The organism is Pauljensenia sp. 20925_1_34 (assembly GCF_041432775.1).
Taxonomy (GTDB): Bacteria; Actinomycetota; Actinomycetes; order Actinomycetales; family Actinomycetaceae; genus Pauljensenia.
This window is the reverse complement of sequence record NZ_JAPWAG010000015.1, coordinates 1-23,971: the sequence shown is the minus strand read 5'-3', so window position 1 is coordinate 23,971 and position 23,971 is coordinate 1. Positions and strand designations below refer to the sequence as shown.

19 protein-coding genes are annotated in these 23,971 nt (G+C 65.7%); 12 read left to right on the top strand and 7 right to left on the bottom strand.

Features of this window, described 5'->3' with window-relative positions:
* The first annotated feature begins 139 nt into the window (after positions 1 to 139).
* Together O3669_RS06950 and O3669_RS06945 are read left to right on the top strand one after the other, a co-directional pair.
* The gene (locus O3669_RS06950; RefSeq protein WP_371524165.1) at positions 140 to 676 is read left to right on the top strand and encodes a hypothetical protein; all 537 of its coding nucleotides are present in this window, start codon (positions 140 to 142) and stop codon (positions 674 to 676) included.
* A 262-nt stretch (positions 677 to 938) separates the two neighbouring features.
* A complete protein-coding gene (locus tag O3669_RS06945; protein ID WP_371524164.1) occupies positions 939 to 1,337 on the top strand; it encodes a hypothetical protein in 399 nt (132 codons plus the stop codon).
* Positions 1,338 to 2,194: 857 nt separating this feature from the next.
* On the opposite strand, the gene O3669_RS06940 is transcribed toward O3669_RS06945, so the two are convergent.
* Entirely contained in the window at positions 2,195 to 5,422 is a 3,228-nt protein-coding gene (locus O3669_RS06940; RefSeq protein ID WP_371524163.1) for a flippase-like domain-containing protein, read from the bottom strand.
* Positions 5,423 to 5,535: 113 nt separating this feature from the next.
* On the opposite strand from O3669_RS06940, the gene O3669_RS06935 reads away from it, so the two are divergent.
* The 3 genes from O3669_RS06935 (at position 5,536) to pheA (ending at position 9,527) form a co-directional block, all read left to right on the top strand.
* Positions 5,536 to 6,162 (top strand): DedA family protein, encoded by a 627-nt coding sequence (locus O3669_RS06935; protein WP_295921361.1) that lies wholly within the window; start codon positions 5,536 to 5,538, stop codon positions 6,160 to 6,162.
* A gap of 3 nt (positions 6,163 to 6,165) precedes the next feature.
* Positions 6,166 to 8,451 carry a DUF6541 family protein gene (locus tag O3669_RS06930; protein ID WP_371524161.1) on the top strand — a complete coding sequence of 762 codons (2,286 nt, stop codon included), beginning with the start codon at positions 6,166 to 6,168 and terminating at the stop codon, positions 8,449 to 8,451.
* A 68-nt stretch (positions 8,452 to 8,519) separates the two neighbouring features.
* Positions 8,520 to 9,527 carry a prephenate dehydratase gene (gene pheA, locus O3669_RS06925; RefSeq protein WP_295921366.1) on the top strand — a complete coding sequence of 336 codons (1,008 nt, stop codon included), beginning with the start codon at positions 8,520 to 8,522 and terminating at the stop codon, positions 9,525 to 9,527.
* An 83-nt stretch (positions 9,528 to 9,610) separates the two neighbouring features.
* Here pheA and O3669_RS06920 read toward each other — a convergent pair whose 3' ends face one another.
* Positions 9,611 to 10,936, bottom strand: coding sequence for a diacylglycerol kinase family protein (locus tag O3669_RS06920; protein ID WP_371524159.1), 1,326 nt, complete (start codon positions 10,934 to 10,936; stop codon positions 9,611 to 9,613).
* 262 nt (positions 10,937 to 11,198) lie between these two features.
* On the opposite strand from O3669_RS06920, the gene serS reads away from it, so the two are divergent.
* A complete protein-coding gene (gene serS / locus O3669_RS06915) occupies positions 11,199 to 12,476 on the top strand; it encodes a serine--tRNA ligase (protein ID WP_371524157.1) in 1,278 nt (425 codons plus the stop codon).
* Positions 12,473 to 13,390, top strand: coding sequence for an HAD hydrolase family protein (locus tag O3669_RS06910; protein ID WP_371524156.1), 918 nt, complete (start codon positions 12,473 to 12,475; stop codon positions 13,388 to 13,390). Before serS ends, O3669_RS06910 begins: the two co-directional genes overlap by 4 nt.
* Positions 13,391 to 13,406: 16 nt before the next feature.
* On the opposite strand, the gene O3669_RS06905 is transcribed toward O3669_RS06910, so the two are convergent.
* Genes O3669_RS06905 through O3669_RS06895 form a run of 3 tightly spaced genes read right to left on the bottom strand, consistent with a single transcriptional unit; the run spans position 13,407 to position 16,551 of the window.
* Positions 13,407 to 13,991, bottom strand: coding sequence for an RloB family protein (locus O3669_RS06905; protein WP_371524154.1), 585 nt, complete (start codon positions 13,989 to 13,991; stop codon positions 13,407 to 13,409).
* A gap of 5 nt (positions 13,992 to 13,996) precedes the next feature.
* Positions 13,997 to 15,313 (bottom strand): ATP/GTP-binding protein, encoded by a 1,317-nt coding sequence (locus O3669_RS06900; protein WP_371524153.1) that lies wholly within the window; start codon positions 15,311 to 15,313, stop codon positions 13,997 to 13,999.
* 56 nt (positions 15,314 to 15,369) lie between these two features.
* Complete coding sequence (locus O3669_RS06895; RefSeq protein WP_371524152.1) at positions 15,370 to 16,551, bottom strand: alpha/beta fold hydrolase; 1,182 nt, start codon at positions 16,549 to 16,551, stop codon at positions 15,370 to 15,372.
* Positions 16,552 to 16,683: 132 nt separating this feature from the next.
* Between O3669_RS06895 and O3669_RS06890 the strand changes: the two genes are divergently transcribed.
* Entirely contained in the window at positions 16,684 to 17,283 is a 600-nt protein-coding gene (locus tag O3669_RS06890) for a TetR/AcrR family transcriptional regulator (protein WP_371524151.1), read from the top strand.
* 1 nt (position 17,284) lies between these two features.
* Here O3669_RS06890 and O3669_RS06885 read toward each other — a convergent pair whose 3' ends face one another.
* Both O3669_RS06885 and O3669_RS06880 read right to left on the bottom strand, forming a co-directional pair.
* On the bottom strand, positions 17,285 to 17,548 hold the full coding sequence (locus tag O3669_RS06885) for a type II toxin-antitoxin system RelE/ParE family toxin (protein WP_371524150.1): 264 nt from the start codon (positions 17,546 to 17,548) through the stop codon (positions 17,285 to 17,287).
* On the bottom strand, positions 17,532 to 17,774 hold the full coding sequence (locus O3669_RS06880; RefSeq protein ID WP_371524148.1) for a ribbon-helix-helix protein, CopG family: 243 nt from the start codon (positions 17,772 to 17,774) through the stop codon (positions 17,532 to 17,534). Before O3669_RS06880 ends, O3669_RS06885 begins: the two co-directional genes overlap by 17 nt.
* A gap of 248 nt (positions 17,775 to 18,022) precedes the next feature.
* Between O3669_RS06880 and O3669_RS06875 the strand changes: the two genes are divergently transcribed.
* The 4 genes from O3669_RS06875 to O3669_RS06860 all read left to right on the top strand — a co-directional run bounded on the left by O3669_RS06875 (position 18,023) and on the right by O3669_RS06860 (position 23,503).
* Positions 18,023 to 19,627 carry a xylulokinase gene (locus tag O3669_RS06875; protein ID WP_371524147.1) on the top strand — a complete coding sequence of 535 codons (1,605 nt, stop codon included), beginning with the start codon at positions 18,023 to 18,025 and terminating at the stop codon, positions 19,625 to 19,627.
* Positions 19,628 to 20,170: 543 nt separating this feature from the next.
* Positions 20,171 to 21,052, top strand: coding sequence for a DUF5926 family protein (locus O3669_RS06870; protein ID WP_371524146.1), 882 nt, complete (start codon positions 20,171 to 20,173; stop codon positions 21,050 to 21,052).
* Between the two features lie 91 nt (positions 21,053 to 21,143).
* Complete coding sequence (locus O3669_RS06865) at positions 21,144 to 21,989, top strand: glycosyltransferase (RefSeq protein ID WP_295920329.1); 846 nt, start codon at positions 21,144 to 21,146, stop codon at positions 21,987 to 21,989.
* Positions 21,986 to 23,503 (top strand): DUF2079 domain-containing protein, encoded by a 1,518-nt coding sequence (locus tag O3669_RS06860; protein WP_371524144.1) that lies wholly within the window; start codon positions 21,986 to 21,988, stop codon positions 23,501 to 23,503. The genes O3669_RS06865 and O3669_RS06860 overlap by 4 nt, the downstream gene beginning before the upstream one ends.
* Positions 23,504 to 23,971: the final 468 nt, after the last annotated feature.

Here is a 23,971-nt window from a genome sequence, read left to right as displayed (position 1 = left end):
CCCCGGCCTCGTTCCCCTCTCCTCATCGCGGGCACTCCAGCGAGCCGACGCGCGACTGAGGTATGTTGGGCGAGGCGGCCAACATAACGCAGGGATCCAAGGCCCGAGGTAGCCGCCCAGAATGACGGAGGAGCACCCCATGTCCATGAAGAAACCCGCTGCCCTGATGGCAGGCGTCGGCACGTGCGCGCTCGCGGTCGCGAGCTGTTCCTCCCCGGCCCCCGCCCCCCAGTCCGACCCGGTTGTCGATTCGTCGCCCTCAGCCGTCCAGTCAGGCGCTCAGTCAGGCGCTCAGTCAGGCGCTCAGTCGGGCCCCGGGTCTGCTGCCCCGACCCTGCCCGTGGGCGACGTTGACAACGCGCTGACGTCCAGGGACGGGCAGAGCGGCCCGGGCGCGCAGAGCGGCCCGGCCGACTCCGCCGGCGACGTGGAAGCCACCGGCCCCGCCGTCTTCGTCGTCGTCCTTGAGGAGGGGGCCGACCGCGCGGCGACCCTCGCCTCGATCAATAAGGCCGTGGCCGCCGCCTTCCCGGGCGAGTCCGTCGAGGTTGAGCGCGAATACGTGAACGCCCTTCAGGGGTGGTCGCTGCGTGCTCCCGCCGGGGCGCTGGAGGCGATTCGGGGCGCGAACGGCGTAGAGTCCGCGTACCTCGATGGCGAGATGCGGGTGCAGTAAAGCCCCCGCGCGACGAGGCCGTGGTCGGGTTATCCGATCGCGGCCTCGCTTGTTGTCTGGCGTCTGGTCGTGCCAGCCGGCCCGCACGGATATCCGTCGCACGAAGAAACAAGACTAGGAGTTGTACACGCCGAACTTACCGGCTGTATAGCAGTAAAAAGGGGTTTGTCAGATACGTTCTTGTGCTACGGTTATCCCGGAGCTGACAGGGGCGCGCCGCTGCGTTCCCACGTGGTCACCCATAACCATAGAGGAGCACATCATGTCATTGAAGAAGTCGTCTATCGTCCTGTCGTGCGTCGTGGGGTGCGCGCTCGCGGTCGCAAGTCCCTCGGTCGCCATGGCCTCGCCCGCGGCTCAGGTGGGAGTGACGCAGGCGGCGGGCGTCCAGGCGGCCATGGTTGGAAGTTGGTACCGACCCTCTGAGAGCGTCGAGGTTGTCGTGCGCCTTGAGGAGGGCGCCGACCGTGCGACCGTTCTTGCGTCGATCAGGGAAGCCGTGGCCGAGTTCTTCCCCGGCGAGCCCGTCACGGTCGAGTACGAGTACGGGTACGTCGTGCAGGGTTTCGGGCTGAGCGTGCCCGCCGGGTCTATCGACGTGATCAGGGGCGTCAGTGGCGTCCAGTCGGCCTACTACGTGCGCTCGAATCGCCTGTGGTAGGCCCGTCCTAGTGTGAGCGCCATTGACGAGGCCGTGGCCGGGTGTTCCGGTCGCGGCCTCGTTTGTTGTGTGGGTGCCCGCAGTGGTGAGGCTTGTGGCGTGCGTGCCACGGCCTCGGCCATCGTTGTGCGCACGTGACACTGGGAATCGGAACGTGGGTGACTGGCGAAGGAAGCCGTACGTAGTAGCGTCCCGCATAGTGGTGTAACCGTGTGGTGGTCGGCCCGTTTGATATGGGTGCGGTCACCGTGTGATCCTTCGAGAAAGCTCTCTACTTCTGACTCGAAATGATGTGGAGGCACAACGATGACCGCTCCTCATATTATTGACCCTGCTGGCATGCTTGGTGAGGCGTTGTCCCAGGCATCCCCAGATTTGATGCGTTCCTTGCTCCAGCACGTCATTAAGGAGTTGCGTGAGGTGTTGGTATCGCCGCGGCTCTGATGTGGCGAGATGTGATGCGGAGATCCGGTAGTGCGACAGATCGTCTACTAACTTCAAATTTGATCCAAATTTGAAGTTAGTAGAAGTAATCCTGTTGTTTGCGCGCGTGTGGTGGTTCGGGGCGCCCGATTGATCGGGAACGCGGTATCTCACGTCGATGGGTGGCCCCGATCGCTTAGGTGGCGCACGAAGCGCTGGTGCGGCAACGGGCGGGCGGATCGCGGTGCTGCGGGCAGCTGGGCCCGATAGGTGGTCGTACTAACCCGTCTCTGCGCAGCTGGGCCCTACTAGTGGAGCGTGGGCAGGGGTGCCCATGCTCCACCTGTGGGGTTAACGTGCGCATGGAGGGGCCCACACTGCCACCTGTGGGGTTAACGTGCGCAGGGAAGGGCCCAGGGGGCTACGCCTGCGCGTCAGATCAGGTCCTTCTTCTCCATGTACTTCATGGCCAGCCAGCCAAACGGGATGCGCCCGTAGAAGGTGACGAGACGGTAGAGCAGGGCCGTGGCGATGGCGACCGAGGAGGAAACGCCCGCAACCGTCAGGCCCGAGGTCAGGGCCGTTTCGACGGTACCGATACCACCCGGGGAGGGGATGAAGGAGCCTGCGGCGTTGGCCGTCAGGTAGGTGATCGCGACCGTCGAGAAGTTCAGGGAGCCACCCATGGCGACCATGGCGGTCCAGAACGCGCCCACGTAGCCGATGTTCATGAGCAGGTTCCCAGCAACGACCGCGGCGAGGCGGCGAGGCTGGCCGATGATCCACAGGAGGCGGGGGTAGACCTGCTGCCACGTCGGTTGGATCTTCGCCCAGATCCAGCGGCGTACCTTCGGGACGGCCACGATGACGCCGACCGCGAGCATGACGACCGCGACGACCGCGAGGATCGTGCCGTAGGGGAGAGAGACGGACAGGGAGGAGCCTGCGCTGACCATGACGAGCAGCAGCAGGATGATCGTGATGAGCGCCTGCGAGATCTGCATGAGCGTCACCGTGGTGACGGCGGCAGCGGTGGGAACACGGCGCTTACGCAGGTAGCGCAGGTTCAGGGCGGCTGGACCCACACCGGCGGGTGCGACGACCGTGATGATCGAGGCGGCCACCTGCGCGATGAGCGTGTCACGGAAGTGCAGCTTCTCGGGGGACAGGGCCATGAGCGGCACGGCCGACCCCACCCAGATGAGGCAGGCCAGGACGGCGGATGCGGCCATCCACCACGGGTTTGCGCTCTTGAGCGTCGTGACGAGGTCGCTGAAGTTGAGCGAGGACACGACGATGAAGACCGCGATGAACGCGATCGCGATTGTGAAGATCGTGCGCGGACGGAAGCGTTGCAGGTCGGCCGTGGGGGCGGTCTCTGCCTCGGAATCGCCCACGAGGGCGGCGCGCAGGTCACTGAGCAGGTCGGAGCGGCGCAGCAGCTGGTTGACGGATGCGGGCAGGACCGGCTTCTGGATGACGGGCGCGCACGCGATGAGGGTCTCGTCGCCAACGCAGCGGCGACCCGCCTCAAGCGCGCGCTCAGGGCCGACGGCCAGGGCGGTGAGGACCAGCATCTGAGCGATGTCGATGGACTGGTTGAGCTCGCTTGTCGCGACCTCGCCGGAATCCCAGTCCAGCAGCCACACGTCCGAGGAGGCGTCAACGACGACGGCCTCAGGCGTGAGGGCGCGGTGCGAAATACCCCGCGTGTGCGCGTACCGCAGCTGTTCCCACGCGCGATCCAAGACCTCGTCCGTGACCTGCTCACCCAGTTCCGTCAGGGGAGTGGTCGGCGGGAGCGCGGAGAGCACCATGATGATCGAGTCGTTCGCCGAGGCGATCGCGATGGGTTCCTGCGTGAAGACGCCGGCGCGCAGGGCCTGCAGGGTCGTGAACGAGGAGCGCTCGGCCTGTGCCTTGAGGGAGGGGGAGACCCAGCGGCTGATGCCGCGCAGGCGCAGGTTGTTCCACATTTCGAGGAGGGTGCCGGTCAGCTCCTGGCCGGGGTCCATGACGATGAGCTCGTAGGCCAACCCGGTGTCACTCCACACCTGGTAGTGGCGGTTGTGGTCGGGGTCGGGGCGGCGCGTGACGGTGATGCCCATGTCGCCCAGATCGGCGGGCACCTGGGCGAGGCGTCCGCGCGCGTTCTCGGCGACGGCCCAGGTCGACAGCGGTTCGGTGCTGGTGTCCAGGTCGGTGCGCACGATCCTCGAGGGCGTGATGCCGATGCCGAGGAGTGCCTCGACGAGGGCGGTTCCCTTGGCTCTCTGGTCGTCGTAGCCCATGATCCAGCGTGACCCGGACCCGAACGCGCGGCCGAGGAACACGGAGATGAAGGCGACGGGCAGGGTCATGGAGGAGCGCAGGACGCCCAGAATGAGAATGATCCACACGCCCGTCCAGCCCCAGCGAATGGCTCGCATGGACTGGGCTTCGCCGGCGGAGGTGAACATGGCGCACAGTGTGACGATCACCAGGTTGATGGCGATCACGAAGCCACTCTTGTAGCCCTGCGTGGCGATGAGCCGGTCGACGCTCAGGGGGATCGTGAGGTAGGCGGGCAGCAGTCCGGTGAGGATAGCGATGACCCAGCCGCCGAGGGCTGCGACGATGCTCGTGACGATGACCTGGATGATGGTGTGCAGGCGTTTGCGCAGCGCGAGGGAGATGATCACCAGGATCGGTGCGATCAGGATGATGAGGCCCTCGACCAGGTTGACGGGCAGGATCAGAATCTGGCGGATGAGTTGGAATTGCAGGACGTCCATGGTGACGCCGCGCGTGGTGGCGCTGGCGACGGTTCCGATGGTCCAGATGACGAGGATCGCAAGGATCGAGATGACGACGTCGACGACGTCCTCGCGCCTGCGCCGCATCGTGAAGATGCGGTCGGCAATGTAGGCGGGGCGGGGCAGGCGCAGCCTGCGCGCGGGGACGGGCAGGGCGACCTCGCCGCTCTTGGCTCGTGCCACCACGTCCGAGGCCGTGGTTGCCTGCGCGCCGGTCGTCTCGGCCGCGTCGGTGGAGTCGGTCGGCTCGGGTGCGGGGGCGGTCTCGGGTTCCGCGTCGTCGGTGGAGGTGAAGGCGGGGGCCTCGGCGTCAGCGCTGTCGTCCGGAGCGGGTGAGTCGGCGGGGTCGGGTGCGTCGGAGGAAGCCTGCGCGTCGTTGTCGGCCGGGGCGGAGCTGGCCTCGGGCGTGTCGGGGGGAAGCGGGGGCTCAGGAACCATGGCGTCTGTGGCGTCGGGGGCCGGGGGAGCGTTGTCCTCGGGTTCGGGTGCCGGGGGAGGTGCGGGCGCGTTCACGATCGACGAGGCCTCGGGAGGGGGTGCGGGCGTCTCCAGCGTGTTCTTAACGACGACGGGGGAGGCCATGGCCGACTCTGGCACAATCACGGCGGTGGGAGCGAAGCTGGGGGGAGTGGCGGATCCGCGCGTGGAAACGGAGGGTGCGACGACGGCGTCGATGATCTCGGTTTTGGCTTCAGACGGGGGAATCTCCTGCGGCTGGGCAGGGGCTGACGATGCCCCGGCCTCGTTAATCATGCCCATCAGATCATCGACCCCTAGCGAGGTCGGATCCTCGGCGGACGAGGGGACGAACAGGATGTTCGTACCGGCGGCCGGGGGGCCGTCGTGTGACTCCTTGCGCTTCCTCATGTTGACCATCCTATATTCGCGGTCAAGAAAGGTAGGGTTAGGGGGACACATTCCCGGCAGAAAAGGGCCTTATCGTGACCTGGTTGACACTCGCGTCAGCATCGGATCCGTCGATGCTTCACACAGTTATCGAGTGGTTTAAGAATCCTGAGACCCTTCTTGACGCGATGGGTCCGTGGGTCCTGTGGGGCACGATGCTCATTGTTCTTATCGAGTCGGGTGTCCTGTTCCCGGTCCTTCCGGGCGAGTCGCTGCTCTTCACCGCCGGCCTGCTGCACGACAAGCTCGGTATTCACCTGCCGACCCTGATCCTCCTGGTCGTGATTGCCGCCTTCGTGGGTGCTCAGATCGGCTACTTCCTGGGTGCCAAGTGGGGACGCCGCTTCTTCAAGCCGGACGCGCGCTTCCTCAAGACCGAGCACCTGGAGAAGGCTGAGCACTACTTCACGAACTACGGCGGTCGCTCCCTCGTCATCGGGCGCTTCATCCCCTTCGTGCGCACCTTCATCCCGATCGCCGCCGGCATGGCCCGCTACCCCTACCCCAAGTTCCTGCTGTTCAACACGCTGGGCGCAAGCATCTGGGGCGCTGGCTTCATCCTGGTCGGTGCGCTCCTGGGCAACGTGCCCTTCGTGCACGACAACCTGACGGTCATCCTGGCGGTCATCATCCTCGCGTCGGTCCTGCCCGTCATCATCGAGATGATCGGCAAGCGCCGCGCCGCTTCCGACAAGGAGTAATCCATGCTGGCCTGGTGGATGCTGCTCCCGACCCTGCTGGCCATGCTGGTGGCCCTGGTGCTGCCGGGGTTCATGTGGCTGCGCGCGGGCGTGCGCTCGTCGTTGGTTGCCATCGGCGCGGCTCCGGCATTCACCTTCGGCCTGATCACCGCGTTGTCGGTCCTCTATCCGGCGCTTGACATCCCGTGGGAGCCCTCCACGGTCATGCCCGTCTTGGGCATGAGCGCCGTCGGCGGCGCGGCCGCGTGGGCCCTGAGCTACTTTCGCCGCGTCAACGGGGGCTTTGCGCTCAACGGCGTTCCCTTCCGCGAGGCCATTGGCGTGCGCGTGCCGATCGGCGGGCGTCAGGCCGCGATCCGGACGGCGACGTGGGGGACGATTGTCGTCGGGTTCCTCCTGGCCGCCTGGCCGCTGATGTCCGTGGCTGACCCCGCGAATCCCGTTCAGCAGTGGGATCCGACGTTCCACCAAAATGGCGTCCACGCGATCCTGTACGGCAAGGATGCCAGCCCCTTTGGTGGCCTCCACGAGCTTTACGGCGGGCGCCGCGTCTACTACCCGACGGGCTGGCACGCTTTCGTTGCTCTCTTCGCCCGCTTCGACTCGGTCGTCCAGACCGCCAACGTGTCCTCCCTGGTCCTCATGGCCGTGTGGGTGACGGGCCTGGCCGCCCTGGTCTCGGTGCTGACGGGATCGCGCACGGCCCTCCTGGCGGCCCCGATTATCGGTGGCATGTTGCCGAATATGCCGGCTGACGCGCTGACCATGTACAACCAGTGGCCCAACTCTACGGGCACGGCCTTGGTCCCCGGCGTGGCCGCGGTCGCGATCGTCGTGGGTCGACGCTTAGCCGCGGATCTGAGCGACGGGTGCGGCGCCCGATCTTTTGCCCGTCGCATCCCCCAAGGGCTCTTCCTCCTCCTGGGCTGCCTGGGCCTCGTCGGCGCGCACCCTAGCGCCGCATTCTCCCTCCTCGCTTTCCTGGCCGCGCCCCTCCTGATGGTGATCGGGTTCTTCACTCGCACCTCGCTCGCGCGCGAGGGACGAGGCCAGCTCGCCGCCCTGCCGTGGATCGGCGCGGGCCTGGCGGTCGTGGTCCTGCCCCTGATCGCCCTGTCCTCCCCGAAGATCCAGGCGATGGGCCGCTACCCGAGGAAAGGCAGCAGCTGGTCGGAGGCCTTCTCCCACGCGCTCTTGCCCTACCCGCCCTTCGCGCAGACCACGGCCATGGCGTGGTGGACGCTCATCCAGGTGCTCCTCCTGATCGCCGGCATCATCGTGACTGCCCGCCTCCACACGCTCATGCGGCGCCCCGGCGTGCGCGACGCGGCGGACGCGAGGTGTGACCTTGACGGCGACGAGGATGAGGCCGCCGCGCTGGTTGACAACGACAAGGCTGCGCCCATGCCGGCCTGGCCGCTCGTCTCCTACCTGATTCTGGCCTTCCTGACCGCCCTCGCCTACGCGCCAGATTCCGCGCTGCGCACCTACCTGCTGGCCCCCTGGTACAAGGACGGGCGACGGATCATGGGCGTCGAAGACATCGCTCTGACCGTCCTCATGGCCGTCGGCGCCGCCGCCATCGTCCACCTCTTCCACGCGGCATGGACCTCCTCCCTGCGACGGATCCTGGTCGAGCGCGGGCTTGACGACAATGTCGAGGCGCCGCGCTGGCCCCTCCAGGTGGGCGTGGGCGCGATCGTCGTGCTCATGTCCAGCTTCGGCGCGATCGACGCGAGAAACTCCGCCGTCGCCTCCGTGTACGATCCCACGCGCCTGGGCAAGTCCGGCATGGCCAGCGAGGACGAGCTCGCGATGCTGCGCCGCATGGCCTCCACGACCGACCCTGACGCCCTCATCCTGGGCGACCCTATCGCGGGCGCCGCCTACGTCGAGACCCTGGCGGGCCGCAAGGCAGTCTTCCCCCAGCTCAGCACGGTGAACGCCGACGGGGCCTCGCAAAAGGTCCTCACCCAGCGCTTCCGCGACATCGCCGACGATCCCGAGGTGTGCGAGGTCGTGCGCAACCTTGGCATCACCCACTTCTACGAGGAAGAAGACGGCAGCTACTACAACATTCAGCGCTCCAACCGCCACCCCGGCCTCTACGGCGTCGACACGTCGAGGGGCTTCGAGCTGGTCGACGAGGGCGGCACCGCCAAGCTGTGGAAAATCACCGCGTGCGGCTGGGTCACCCCCGGCGGAGGAGCGCAGGCCTTCGCCGACGGCATCAGGTCCGTCCAGCCGGGAGCCGAGGAGCCGGAGGGCCCTCAATCAGGCGACGAGTAGGCCACAAAGCGCCCGTGACGTGCGGACAGTGACGACCGTGCTCGGCGCGGGTCGATACCCTTGACTTCATGACGACGAACATTCCCGGCCCCGCGCCCCTGGGCGACAAGCTTCGTATCGCCTTCCTCGGACCCTTCGGAACTTTTACCGAACAGGCCGTCCACCAGGTCGCTCCCGCCGGCGCGATCCTCATGCCGATGACGAGTGCCCCGCAGGCGCTCGCGGCCGTACGCCGTGGCGAGGCCGACCGCGCCGTCGTCCCGATTGAAAACTCCATCGAGGGCGGCGTGAATGCGACGTTGGATTCGCTCTCGCACGGCGAGCCCCTCGTCATCGTCGCCGAGATGCACGTCCATGTTGTCTTCCAGCTGGCCGTCCTGCCGGGCACACGCCCCGAGGATATTCGCCGTATTGGCACCCACCCGCATGCGTGGGCGCAGTGCCGCGGCTGGGTCGAGGAGACCTTCCCCGGTGCGATCCACGTGCCCGCCACGTCGACGGCTGCCGCCGCCGAGCTCCTCTCCGACGGCGATGCGTCTTTCGACGCTGCCCTGTGCAACGCAGTCTCGGTCAACACCTACGGCCTGGAGGCCCTGTTCACCGACGTCGCCGACAACCCCGGCGCGATCACCCGCTTCGTCCTCGTGGCCCGCCCCGGCGTGGTGCCCCCGCCGACCGGCGCGGATAAGACGACCATCCAGGTGGCCCTGCCCGTCAACGAGTCGGGCGCCCTGCTGACCCTCCTCGAGCAGTTCTCGGCGCGCGGCGTCGACCTGTCGCGCATCGAGTCGCGCCCGAGCGGCGATGGCCTCGGCAACTACACGTTCAGCATCGATATCGTCGGCCACATCCGCGAGGAGCGTGTCCAGGCTGCCCTCGTGGGCCTGCATCGCTACTCGCCGGAGGTCCGCTTCATGGGCTCCTACCCGCGCGTTGACGGCGTTCGCGCGCGCGTCGAACCGGGCACCACGGACGACGCCTTCCGCGCGGGTCGCGCGTGGGTCTCGGACCTGCTCCACGGCGGCGACGGCACGGGTGAGGCGGGCGGGGCCGCCCCGTGCTGGCCGCTGGTCTGACACCTTCGCGTCCACACTGACAACGTGCTGCGCCCCGGCCTCGTGTCAGACGAGGTCGGGGCGCGCTCTATGACGGGGCCGAATTAGCCGGGCAGCAGCTCCATCCACGTGCGCTCGACGGGAACGGCGATGTCGAGGGCGCCGGCCTGCATGCGAATGTGCATGGTGTGGGCGAGGCCGATCGCGTCGCCGTCCACCTGGCACACCTGGGCTTCTTCGGCCGTGACGGACGCGCCCCTCGCCTGGCGGAATGCGACCGTGCCGGTCGAGACCGGCAGGTTGATGGGGCGCAGGCCGATGAGCTGGCCGAGCATCTTCCAGGTCACGTCCGCCCAGCCGAGCAAGCCGGCGTGCGCGTCGACCGCGATGACGTCGATGAGGCCGTCCGACAGCTCCGCATCGGGGGCGAGGACCAGCATCTTCAGCTCGCCCGCGTTCGCGAACATGACGGAACGCGCCTCGACGCGGGTGATCTCATCGGCGGGCGAGCGCAGGGGTTCCGTGCGCGAGGAGGTCGCCTCGGCCTCGTCGATCCTGTCCCCGGCAATCTGGTCGCCGACGCCCAGGGGATCTGCCACGCGTGCGGCGGGGGAACGCAGGGTCAGGCGCGCCTTCATGCGCGGCACGCCCATTGCGCCCAGGCCCGCCCACACGTAGGCGATCCATCCGATCCGCTTCTTCAGCTCGGGGTTCGTGTCCGCCATCGTTGCGCCGTCGTAGCCCATGCCCGCGACGACGAGGCACGCGTACTCGTCCGCGCGCGGCTCAATCGACGAGGCCGGGGCGCCCTGGTCCGCAGCGCTGGCTTCGGGGTGTAGCGCGGTGCGTGCCGCGAGGCGCAGTCCGCCCTCGGCGGGCTGAGTGGACTCCTGGGTGACGTCTTCGACGCGCACCCATGCCAGGTCGACGGCGCGGTGGTTGCGGTCGAGCGCGACGGCGAGGGCCTCTTCGGGGTCGTCGGGGACGGAGAGGTTTCCGGCTAGGACGTTGCCGGTGCCCACGGGGATGATGCCCATGCGGACGCCGGATCCTGCCATGCCGGCGGCGACGGCGCGCACAGTCCCGTCTCCGCCCGCGGCGATGACGACGGAGGCTCCCTCCTCGAGGGCGCGCACGGCCTGCCCGGTGCCGGGGTCCTCGCGGGTGGTTTCGCGCCAGTGCACGTGATCGATGCCCAGTTCCTTGGCCTTACGGTTGATGCGGTCCTTGAAGGCCTGGGGGTCCTCGTGCTTGGAGGGGTTCATGATGATCCAGGGACGTGGCCGTCCGCGCGTCGGGTCGTCCACCGATGCGGGGATGTCAAGGGCCTTGCGGCGACGGTGCCGGCGGGTGAAGCAGGTTGCTAGACGCGCGACTCCGATCGTTCCGGCTACGGCGGAGGCTGCGAGTGCCCAGTATATTCCGTCCATGTGCACATCTTAGTGCCCTTGTGGATTGCGTGGTTGTGGACAGGTTGTGGATGGTCTTTTCGTTGCTGTTCATATTGGCTGTGACCTGCTGGCGTGCGCGAGGGCTCAACTTATCCACACGGTTATGCACCAAAGGTGGATAACTTTCAGGTTTTTAATCCAATTGATCGGCTGGTTGGTGCATAACCCTGACCTGCGGTTCGGATTTGGTATCGCGCACGGCAAGGGACACGGCGGGGCTACCTGGCATAGGATGGGAGACATGATTGATGTGCGTGCCCTGCGTGACAACCCCGAACCCGCCCGCGCCTCCCAGCGTGCCCGCGGAGCCAACCCCGGCCTCGTCGATGAGATCATCGCGGCCGACGCCGCCCGCCGCGAGGCCCTGCAGGCCTTCGAGACGCTGCGCGCCACCCAAAAAGAGGTCTCCAAGTCCGTGGGCCGCGCCTCCAAGGAGGAACGTCCGGCGATCCTGGCTCAGGCCAAGGAGCTCGCCGAGCAGGTGAAGGCCGCCGAGGCCGCCGCGAACGCCGCCGACGCCGAGGCCGACCGCCTCGCGCGTCTCCTGCCCAACCTGGTCGTCGACGGCGTCCCCGTCGGTGGCGAGGACGACTTCGTGGTCCTGCGCCACGAGGGCCCCACCCCCCGCGACTTCGCAGCCGAGGGCTTCGAGCCCCAGGATCACCTCGCGCTCGGCGAGGGCCTGGACGCGATCGACACCAAGCGCGGCGCGAAGGTCTCCGGCGCCCGCTTCTACTACCTCAAGGGCATCGGCGCCCGCCTCGAGCTGGCCCTCATGACGATGGCCATGGACCAGGCGCTCGCCAACGGCTTCGTGCCGATGATGACCCCCACCCTCGTAACCCCGCAGGTCATGGGTGGCACCGGCTTCCTCAACGAGCACTCCGACGAGATCTACTACCTGCCCGCCGACGACCTCTACCTGACGGGCACGTCCGAGGTGGCCCTCGCCGGCTACCACGCCGACGAGATCATCGACCTGAGCGCCGGCCCTAAGCGCTACATGGGCTGGTCCACCTGCTACCGCCGCGAGGCCGGCTCCGCGGGCAAGGACACGCGCGGCATCATCCGCGTCCACCAGTTCAACAAGGCTGAGATGTTCAGCTACTGCCGCCCCGAGGACGCCGCCGAGGAGCACCAGCGCTTCCTCGCGTGGGAAGAGGAGATGCTCGCCAAGGTCGAGCTGCCCTACCGCGTCATCGACACGGCCGCCGGTGACCTGGGCACCTCCGCCGCCCGCAAGTTCGACTGCGAGGCGTGGCTGCCCACTCAGGAGCGCTACATGGAGGTCACTTCGACCTCGAACTGCACGACGTTCCAGGCGCGCCGCCTCGGCATTCGCGAGCGTCGCGAGGACGGCATGACCGCGGTCGCCACCCTCAACGGCACCCTGGCCACCACCCGCTGGATCGTCGCCTTCCTGGAGAACCACCAGCGGGAGGACGGCTCGGTTTACGTGCCCGAGGCGCTGCGTCCCTACCTGGGTGGACTCGAGGTCCTGACCCCCGTCGCTCGATGAGCCAAGAGCGCTTCCTGACGGTCCCCTCCACCGGGGAAGTCGCTCGCCCCTTCGAGGTTCTTCTCGACGAGGCCTCGGCCGCCCTGCCCGCCTACTTTCCGACGTCGGCGGGCCAGGTCTTGGTCGCGCTCGACATCGACGGCACGATCCTCACCCCCGCGGGGGCGACCCCGCGCGTCCTTGAGGGGATCCACGGCCTCGCCGACGCGGGCGCCCACGTGCTCATCGCCTCGGGCCGCGCGCTCGAGGGTGTGATTCCCGTTCTCGACGCCCTGGAGTTCACGGACGGGTGGGCGCTGTGTAACAACGGCGCGACCCTCGTACGCGTGAGCGGCGGGACGTGCGAGATCGTCGAGGAGCGCACCTTCGTGCCCGGCCCGATCCTAGAGGAGATCGCCTCGGCCGTGCCCGGCTCGGTGTTCGCGTCGATGCCGCACCCCGACATCCTGCTCTCCGCTCCCTTCCCGAACAATGAGATCGAGGGGAGCGATCACCGCATCGTGTCGATGGAGGAGCTGGCCTCCACGCCCACGCCGAAGATCGTGGTGCGCGCCGCCGACACGGACCGCGAGGAGTTCGATCGGATCCTGGCCTCCCTGGACGTGTCGCGCACCCACGAGGTGTTCGTCGGCTGGACGTCCTGGGCGGATATTGAGCCGCTCGGGGTGACCAAGGCGAGTGGCCTGGAGTCTCTGCGGGCGCGACTGGGTATTCCCGTGTCTGGGACCGTCGCCGTCGGGGATGGCACCAACGACATCGCGATGATCGAATGGGCCGCCTTCGGTGTCGCCATGGGCGGCGCCTCCGACGAGGTGCGCGCCCACGCCAATCACGTGACGGCCGCCGTCGAAAACGACGGTGCCGCCGCCGTCATGCACGCGATCATGCGCCGCTGCGGGGTTGCCGTCCGCTGAGCTGAGCTGAGCTGAGCTAGTTTTTCAGGGGAGGCGTTGTCATTAGGTCGATGAGCCACGGCATGGCGGATGACGGGTTGGGGCCCTTCTCGTTCGGTGCGAGCTCCGACCACGCTTGTTGTGCCCGCTTCGCGGCCTCGGGGAAGTTGGCAATTGGGAACTTCGTGTTGAGGTCCTTGTCTCCCGTCAGATTGTTGATGCGCGCGAGCCTGATACACTCGCGTGTTTCTGTATACCCCCGTCTATCGGTGGCATGCCACAGCAGCCACAGCTCGAAACACGGGTTGGAAACGAGTGCGTTCACATGAGGAGAGCGTCTGCAATCATCAAGCATCTCTTCGAGTCGTTCGTGCTGGTCTACGTCCACCACGATAATTCCTTGGTCGAAGTTATCCTGTTTAAGGACTCTCAGGCATCTCTTATAGATTGCTGAAGGGTCTTTTCCGATCTTGATGAACTTAAACTCTGCGTGTTGAGGACGTATACGTTGGCGTAATTGTTCAAGGTACTGAAGTTCGGTTACACGACCTTCTGTGAAGACTGCGTAACGCGTTTTGTGTTGTCTTGGCTTACGTGAATTCCGTGGATTAGGTCGTCGCAAGGGTCTTACTTCTCTTCTGTGCTGTGGGTGTTCAATAGGTTGTACACGAGCGAAGGTGCAGTATAAGGAAGGCCTCCAAATTGTCCCTCAAGGTATTGCTTGGCGATGTTGCTGCCCTTCTGTAGGGGGAAATCTGAGAGATTGAAGAGTTCGCTCGCCCCATCGGCGCCTTTCTCGACAAACCACACCTGTTCGCGTTTCTCTCTGTTACCACGGCCTGCGTCGAGCAGTGTCATGTCATGGCTCGTGAAAATGAGCTGTGCGCCTGTTGTGTTCATCTCAGGGTCATCGAACCAGTCGATGATGAGGCGCGAGAGCTGCGGGTGAAGGCTTGAACCAAGTTCGTCAACGACGAGCACTTGTCCCTCTTTTAATGCATCAATTGCAGTCATGCCAAGGGCTAGCCAGGCTAAAGTCCCGGTTGACTCATCGTCTTCCTCTAGTGTGCGTCCGCTGTCGCTATGATGGAAGAGAAGATTTGGCGGAATAATGTCTGCCAAGTCCTCTTTTGTGTTTTGGGATCCGGTTTGCGTCTTTCCTTCTCTAGTTACTCGCTGAGTAGAAGATTTTTTGATAAATAACTCTTTGATGGCATCTGCAACTTCGGGTGGTAGATCGGGATCTTCGATTTCAATATCGGTAATCCCCGTATCCGCGATCCTTGCTAAGGTTATTAACTCATTTAAGTCCATGTTGTGGTCGCGAAGTTGTTTCGCGATGCTATTGATACGGTTTCTTATCTTTCGTTCGCCGACTCGATAGATGTCAAAACCATTCATTATGCCCGTCCATACTGGATGGGCTTTGGTGAAACCTAGTTGCCCAGCGCGTGATAGCGCAAGTTCCCTTTTGGCAACGCGCGGCAGGCCGGGTAGCTCCTGTACGTGTCCGTCGCTGGAGCGGCTAAAGACTCTTCTCCACTTTTGGCCAACTTCGTATAGGATTTCATTCAGAATTCCTTCATTTGTGGCTGTGAACTTGTATTTATAGCGAACATTGTCGTGCACAAATTCTAGCTCGTAGCTGGAAGGAGCTTCTTCGGACTCGTTGTCTAGAGCAAATGGCTTCCGTGGAAAGTGTTCATTTTCAAGCCATGACGTCGCTGAGGCGTAGATAGCGCTGAGCATGTAATGGAGCGCGTCGAGAACGTTAGTCTTGCCTGAAGCGTTTGCGCCGTAGATGCCGTCAACGTGGTGGATGTGGTCGGTCCACTCTGTGCCCTTGGGAGGGTGGAGCGTCTTGAGTGTGGGCCGTGTCAGGTCGAGGGTGGCCTCATCGCGAAACGAGCGATGGTTCTCAAACGTGAATCGCAGGATATGCATAGGGATATGCTACATCATCGATCCGATTTCGATAAAAGTTATCGAAAATGAAGCGCTCACAGCTTAATTGAATTGCGGAGTGATTTCATTGGTGCCTGCAGCCACTCACCCATGATCGCGAAGGCGCGGTCCAGATCACCAATCTGGCAGTGCTGGGCCATATCCGGGTCCTGCGCGTAATGGAACGCGCGCACCTCCAGCGACTCCGCGTTCCGCAACGCTCGGCGTACGTCGCCCAAGCGCTCAAAGGGAACGTACTGATCCGCGTCGCCGGCGAGGACGAGGCATGGCTGGGTGATGCGCCCCTCGAAAGGTTCCATCGTGTAGTCGCCGAACGCTTGCAGCACCTGGCTGGGACTGTGTAGTCCCGTGAGGTACCGCCCCTGCTGAAGCTTCCACGCCAGATCCGCGCTGAGTCGTGAAGCCATCCCCAGACCGGCATCGATGAGTCGCGCGGGCCTCGGATTCTTGACGACCGCCTCCGCGATTGGGCGCAGGGCGCGAGGCAGTGGCGCCGTCAGGCCGTCCAGGAGCCGATACATCATGTCGAAGGCGATCACGTGAGTGATCCGCGGGCAGTGGGCGGCCGCGCGCGTGACGAGGTAGCCGCCAAAGGAGACGCCGAGCGCGGCCGCGCTGGTCACCCCGAAGTAGTCCATCACCGCCTCCGTCGGGTGCTCCCACTCGGGCTCGAGGGGCATGCCCGCTGCCGCCGTGTGCCCCTGGCCGGGACCGTCGAAGGTGATGATGTCGAAGGGGCGGGTCGGGAAGTGGGACGCGAAGTCGATGATTTCCTCCGCGTACCCGTCGAAGCCGTTCATCATGACGAGGGTGGAAGGCGCGTCGGGGAAGCGGGCACGATCGTCAGGATCAGCCTGCCAGTGGATCGCCGTCAGTGAGCCATCTTTATAGGGGACTGTATGTCGGCGCATCGCCAGGTGAGTGTGAGAGGCATCGAAGTTACGCGATGCCGCGTCGATGAAGTGCCGCTTTCGTTGGTCGTGCTCGGGCAGGTAGAAGGCGGCCAGACAGTAGAGTCGCCACGCGGCCGCCGCGTCCCCCTCGGCGTCGAAGCGAGCCGCCATGCGCCCGGCGAACTGCGTGATCTGGGAAGTGGAACGGATTCGGGCAAGGGTGCTCGTCGTCAACGGATCCATTCCAGGCCGGTCCAGAATCGGTCCGAGGTAACGGTTCAGCTGCAGGTCAAATTGGCGATTGCCGGTGTATTCGGTGAACATGCATCGACCGTATCGCGGGTCTACGTGCGGTGAGCCGTACAATAACAAACGGAGTGTTGGATACCGGACGGCACGACCGCTATGCGTGGGATAAGCCTATCGATAGTGGAAAAATGATCGGGGAGCAGAACAGTGTACCTTCGGAGCCAGGATAAGCACGGGCGCGAGGCCGAGAAGAACCTGGACCTGCGCATCCGCAAGACGCGCCGCGCGATCCGCTCCGGCCTCGTCAAGGCGTGCCAGGCAAAGCCCTACGCGCACGTGAGCGTCGCGGACATCTGTCGCGCGTCGATGGTCTCGCGCACAACCTTCTACGACCACTACACCGACAAGGACGCCCTCCTGGCCGAGGTCGTGTCCTTCCTCCTCGAAGAGATCACCCCTGCCCTCGAGGGCCTGTGGTTCGGCGAGGGGCGCGACGCCCGCACCGTCGCCCGCCACCTCGCCGACGTGTACGCGCGCAATGGGCAGGCCCTGACAACCCTGCTGGCAATCCGTGTGGGAGGCGACGGCGACCTGCACGAGCAGCTGTATCGCACGTGCTGTTCGGTATTTACCGATTGGGCGCGCGGTCGCGTCGACGAGGAGGTGCTCCCCCTGGCCTCGGACGTCTACGCCTCCGTCGTCCTCACCTTCATCCGTCGCAGCGCCGCCAAGCCCCTCACGGACAAGGAGCTGGCCGCGATCGACCGCGCGCGTGAGCTCTTCATCGAGGGCTTCGGCGCAAGGTAGGTCAGCGGTAGATGCGTGACCGCTGATCGATGTTGATGGCGAGGGTCAGTAACTCATCATCTTCGGTGGAAGCAATAATTTGATAGTTGCCGACACGGTATCGCCAGAAGCCAGCGAGGTAGCCGGTCAGTCCCTTCCCTCGTGAACGGGGATCCTCGCCGCTCGCAGTCTCGCGGAGGTAGTCGATGATACCGCGTGCGGTTGGCTTATCGAGCTTGCTGAGCTGCTTCAGTGCACGCGGTGACAGCTCAGCCCTCCAGGCCAAGGGACTTCACCGCCTCGTCAAGGCCCGCAGATGCGGCTCGTCCGCTGCGAATGTCCTCGAGTTCCGCCTGCAGCGAGTAGGCCAGCTCGATCTCTTCGAGCGCTGACTCGATCGCGCGATTCATGTAGAACGACTTCGTTCGTCCCGTCCGCTTAGCGAGGGCCGTGAGACGGGCGTCGATCTCGGGATCAAGCTTGACGGAGCGTGCAACCCGTGCCGTAGACATGTGTCCTCCTCAAATGTGACTACGCGTAGTCTATTGCTCTTTGGAAATAGTTGGAAGAGTGTGTGATCCGTAATGAGTCGTGAATGAAATGATGATCGACATGCTATAGGGGCACGACAATCAGGAATCAAGACACTAATAGTGAACAGAGTGTCCGATAAAGGTCCACAGGTCGCTGTCGTTGCGTGCGCGAAAGTGTTACCGTTAACGCAACCCCGGCCTCGTCAATGAAGACACTAGGAGTACACGTGACCACCGACCCCCGCGCGCTCATCGCCGCCGCCGACACCGCGCTCGGCATCGAGTTTGGCTCGACCCGCATCAAGGCCGTCCTGATCGGCCCCGACCATGAAGTCCTCGCCACCGGGGGCCACGCCTGGGAGAACCATCTGGAGGGCGGTCTGTGGTCCTACACCCTCGACGAGGCCGTGGCCGGCCTGCGGGGCGCCTACGCCTCCCTGGTCGCGGACGTGCGCGAGCGCTACGACGTCACCCCGGCCTCCTACGGCTCGATCGGCATCTCGGGCATGATGCACGGCTACCTGGCCTTCGACGCCGAGGGTCGCCTGCTCGCGCCCTTCCGCACGTGGCGTAACACCAACACGGGGCGAGCGGCGGACGAGCTCACCCGACTGTTCGGATTCAACATCCCCCTGCGCTGGTCGATCGCGCACCTGCACCAGGCGGTCCTCGACTCCGAGGAGCACGCCCCGCGTGTCGCCCGCCTGACGACGCTGGCCGGCTGGGTCCATCACCAGCTAACGGGCCTGCATGTGATGGGCGTCGGCGACGCCTCCGGCATGTTCCCGATCGACTCGGAGACCGGCACCTACGTGGAGTCCTACCTCGATCAGTACGAGGCCCTGGTGGCGAGTCGGGTCCCGTGGCGCCTGCGCGACGTGCTCCCGACCGTGCTGAGCGCTGGCCAGGACGCGGGCGTGCTGACCCCCGAGGGTGCGGCGCTCATTGACCCGACGGGCACACTGCAGCCCGGGATCGCGCTGTGCCCGCCGGAGGGTGACGCGGGCACCGGCATGATCGCGACCAACGCGATCGCCCAGCGCACGGGCAATATCTCGTGCGGCACGTCCGTGTTCCTGATGGCGGTCCTCGAGCGGTCCCTGTCGAAGCTGCACACCGAGATCGACATGGTAACCACGCCCGACGGCTCGCCCGTCGCGATGGTGCACTCGAACAACGGCGCGTCCGAGCTCGACGCGTGGGTGGGCTGGTTCGCGGACTTCGCACGCCTCGTCAGCGCCGAGGTGAGCGTGCCCGCGATCTACGAGGCCCTCTACAACCACGCGCTCACAGGCGAGGTCGACGCTGGCGGCGTCATGGCCTACAACACCCTGTCCGCCGAGCCCCTCGTCGGCCAGGAGGCGGCCCAGCCCGTGTTTACGCACAGCCCCGACGCGCGCGTGACCCTGGCGAACGCGATGCGCTCCCAGCTCATGAGCGTCTTCGCGGCCGTGCGCATTGGCGTCGACATCCTGCGTGAGGAGGGCGTCGGCCTCGACTCGCTCTTCGCTCATGGCGGCCTGTTTAAGACGCCGGGCGTCGCGCAGCAGATCCTCGCCGACTCGCTGAACATCCCTGTTTCCGTTGGCGACACGGCCGGTGAGGGCGGCGCGTGGGGCATCGCCGTGCTCGCGCGTTATCGCGCGGTCCTGGCCGCTGGCGAGTCCGGCCTCACGCTGCCCGCCTACCTCTCGGAGCGCGTCTTCGCGGGCGCCTCGGTGTCCACTCTGGATCCGAGCCCCGAGGGCGTGGCCGGCTACGAGCGTTTCCTGTCCTCCTACCGGGCGTCCCTGCCCGGCGTGGAGGTCCTGGCGCGAGGCGCTGCCAGCTGACGAGGCGCGGGCCCGGACCCTGCGCAGGCGCATGCTTACCCAAAAATGTCGCACGTAATTCCCCTCGAGCTATTTCAAGTTTTGAAATCAGATCGTTGAAATTCCGCGCTTTTCTCGATGCCTTACAAAACTTAGGGGACCCAAATTACGTGCGACATTGGGGGAGGGGGCGGAGTGTGGGGGGAGGGGTGCCGCCCGCTGCCCGGGCCGACAGTTGCGGGTTCGCTCTACTCACCCGTGTGCCTCTTGCATGCTTACCCAAAAATGTCGCACGTAATTCCCCTCGAGCTATTTCAAGTTTTGAAATCAGATCGTTGAAATTCCGCGCTTTTCTCGATGCCTTATAAAACTTAGGGGACCCAAATTACGTGCGACATTGGGGAGGGGGCGGAGTGTGGGGGGAGGGGGACAGGAAGGGGGCGGAGTGTGGGGCGCCCGGGGTGTCGCTGACGAGGCAGGGTCTGGGGAGGCGCGGGGGGTGAGTGGACCGGCTCGCCCCGCCCTGACCTCGTCGATTGGGGGAAACCCGCTACGATTACTCCCATGGGTAAAGCTAGCCGCCGTAAGAAGGTCACCGATCCCGCCAAGCTCAAGGCGTATCGCCCGCCGATCCCCTTTGTTGCACGTCCCTACGAGGGTCTGCCCAAGGAGATCGAGCTGGTCGCCATGCGCGAGCTCATCCCGGCGGCCACGCTGACCGCACGTACCGACGCCGACCACGGCGCCATTGAATTTGACTTCGTCACTCTCCTGCCCGAGGGGCAGCCCGCCATGGTGCGTCCCGACGGGCGCATCCTCGTCGCGCTGCAGACCCGCTCGAACTCCGCGGACCTCAGCCACGACGCGGGCGCCGCGCTGCTCGCCGCGATCGCCGCGAAGGAAGCGGGTGACGAGGGCGTCATCTCGATCGACGTGCGCGAGCCCTCCGAACGCCTCCAGGACATCGTCGACACCTCGAGCTTCACGGACATGAAGCTTGAGGAGGACTTCTCCTTCTGGTTCGACCCGGCCGAAGAGATCGACGAGCAGACGCGCCGCGCGCTCGAGCAGAACCGCGACGAGATCATCCCGACCGAGCCGGTGCCCGGCGTGCCCGGCGCGTACTGGTGCGAGATGAACCGTAACTTCGTGCGCTTCCTGACGGACAACGACGAGACCAAGCTCTTCGACGCGCTGGCCCGCCTGGCCGCGCGCGGCGAGGCCAACGTCGGTGAGGGCTCGCGCTATGTGGGTTCCTTCCGCGCGTGCGGCCTGATCGTCCCGGTTTTCGAGCTGCCCGAGGGCGCCAGGGCGACCGACGTCGCGCCCGGCACGCAGGCCCTTGCCAAGGCTCTCGCCGAGGCCCTGACCGTCACCGAGCGCCTGGATGACAAGGAACGCCGCGCGCGTCAGGGGCTCGTGTCCCGCGCTGTGACGATCCGCTGAGCCTATTTTTACCTGCCGTTTAGGCGGGCTTGTCGCTCACATTACGGGTGGCGGGGCGCAATCGCGCCCCGCCACCCGTAAACTATGTAGTGTGAACTATGCCAGCGGATCTCGAAGTTCCCACCCGCAGCGCGTCGCTGCAGTCATCGCTGCGCACAACGTCGGCCGTGCCGTTGCGGCCACCGTGCGTGCGTGCCGCGCTATACCGGGCGTTGACCTTCTCATTGTCGTTGATGACGGGTCGACGGATGATACTGGCCGCGCTGCCCGGGCTGCGGGCGCTGTCGTCGTGCGTCACTCCGTGGAGCGTGGGCGCGCCTCGGCCATCGAAACGGGCGTGAAGGTCGCCGCCATGCGTGACCGCCCCGACGGTCCTCCCCGTCACATCCTGCTGCTGTCGCCCGACCTGGGCGAATCCGCGGTCGAGGCCACCGCGCTGGTCGAGGCCCTCTTTGCCCGACAGACGGACATGAGCATCGCTGTTCCCGCCACCGGGCGCGAGTACTCCGGCTACGGCCCCGCTGTCATGCGCCGCCTCATTCGCCGCAAGACCGGCTGGTACTGCCATTACCCGCTGAGCTACCAGCGCTGCCTGACGCGCGAGGCCATCGATGCCGCCATGCCCTTTGCGGGCCGCTACGCTCTCGAGGCTGCCATGACGCTCAGCGTGCTGCGTGCAGGATTGTCTGTCATGGAGGTCCCCTGCAACTTCACGCACTCGGGTGCGGACCGATCCCTCGGATCCCTCAACCGCCCGGCGCGCATGTTCGACGCTGTGTGCGCGACCGTCAGCCAGGTCTTCCACTCGGACGCTCGTTCGAAGCGCCGCGCCGACCACGAGCAGGGGATCGGTGTGCCCTACCCGGCCCCGGCCTCGTCCCGTGACGAGGCGGAGGACAAGGATGCGGCAACGCGCCGCTCGGAGATGGTCAGGTGAGGTTCCCGGATCGATCGAGCGTCGCGCGTGCCGTCACGGCGTGGTGGCTGCCCGCTGTGATCGCCTGCGCGGTTGCGGCCCTGTATATCTCCTTCTCGCTGGCGCAGTGGCGCACGCTCAGCGACCCCTCGTGGGACCTCGCGATTTTCACCGAGGCGGCCCAGGCCTACTCGCGCTTCGAGGCGCCCATCGTTTCGATCAAGGGGCCGGGCTACAACCTGCTGGGTGATCACTTTCATCCGATCCTCATGTTGCTCGGGCCGATTTTTCGCTTCTTTCCGTCGGCTTTCACCCTCCTGATCGTCCAGGATCTGCTGATTGCGGCGTCGGTGCTGCCGATCGCCCGGCTCGCGCAGCGCTTCCTGGGGCGCGGGGGTGCGGTCCTCGTGGGGCTGGCCTACGGGCTGGGTTGGGGCTTGCAGGGTGCGGTCGCCGCTCAGTTTCACGAGGTCTGTGTGGCGGTTCCGCTGTTGGCGTGCGCGGGTGCCGCTTTCGTTGAGCGGCGCTGGGGCGCGTGTATGGCGTGGTTGGCGCCGGTCATCCTGGTCAAGGAGGACCTGGGCCTGACGGTCTTCGTCGCGGGCTTGGCGCTCGCGTGGCGCAGGCGGGGTGAGGATCGTTCCGGGATGCTTGCGTCCCTGGCGTACGCACTGTTCGGTATTGTCGCGTTTGCCGTGACTGTGAAGCTGTTTCTCCCCGCCATGAACCCCGCCGGAACGTGGGCCTATTCGCTCGATGGTTCGGCGACGGGGGCGGGCACGGCGATGGCGGGGGCGACCGCCGCCCGTAAGGTGCCTTCGCTGTGGCAGATCCTCGCTGTCCCCTCGGTCAAGATCGTGACGCTTGTGGTTCTGCTCGCGGGAGCCGGTGTCGTGGGCGCGCGCTCTCCGTGGTTCGCGCTCGTGCTGCCCACTCTCGCCTGGCGATTCGCGGGCTCGGTCGACGCCTATTACCAGTGGAGCTCGTGGCACTACAACGCCGTGTTGGTACCCATTGCCGCCTGCGCCCTCCTCGACGTGATCGCCGGGTGGCTTGCGCCCGCGGACGCGCCCGCCGGCCTTGCTGCCGCGGGTGAGACCGACGCGGATTGCGCGAACTCAGCCCCGGCCTCGTCCGGCAGGCGCCGCGCGCTAGCGTGGGCGGCTGCGTGCGTGCCCGCTATCTCCCTGGCGCTCACCGCCACGTCCCTGCCCCTGTGGAAGCTGCCCGTCCTCACGGATAGCCCGCGCCTGGATGCCGCTCAGGGCGCGATCGATGCGGTGCCTGTGGGGGCGTCCGTCGAGACGGACACGACGCTGCTCGCGCGCCTCGTGCCGGGCCGCGACGTCTACTGGGTGGGCACGACCGTCGGCATGGATGCCCCGCCTGAGTATGTTGTCGTCGACCGGCAGTCCTACGCGTGGGGCGGTGCCGAGGTTGACGCCGAGTCCTGGGCCAGTGCTGCTCATCCTGGCCACACCTACGCGACCATATACTCCGCGCAGGGCTTCCGCGTCGCGCGTCGCACCTCGTGATACGAGAAGTGCCGCGCAGCAGCGATGCTCGGCGCGCGCACTGTCGTCTGACGTACTACTTTGTGCAGCCGACATTACCTATACAAGCGCGCCAGATATAAAGGCACGCATCACGGTCAGCGGCTGCCGAAGACTAATTGGTTGTTGCGGTGAGTATTGCAGCCGATCGGGGAGATTACACAGCTTCTGATCGGGTGTATTGCTCCTTAATGAGTGCATTCCTGAGTCAGGGCTGGAGTCTTGCGGGGAACTCGCCTGTGGGAGGTAGCCATGGTGGCAGTGTTAACCCGTCAATGCGCAGCTAAACCCGATAGGTGGAGCGTGGGCACGGCCGCCCATGCTCCACTTAAGGGGTTAACGTGCGCATCGAGGGGCCCAGACTGCCACCTAAGGGGTTAATGTGCGCATCGTCGAGGGTGCGCGGTATGAACTGTTGACAGTGAGGGGCTCGGGGTGAGGCCGCACCCG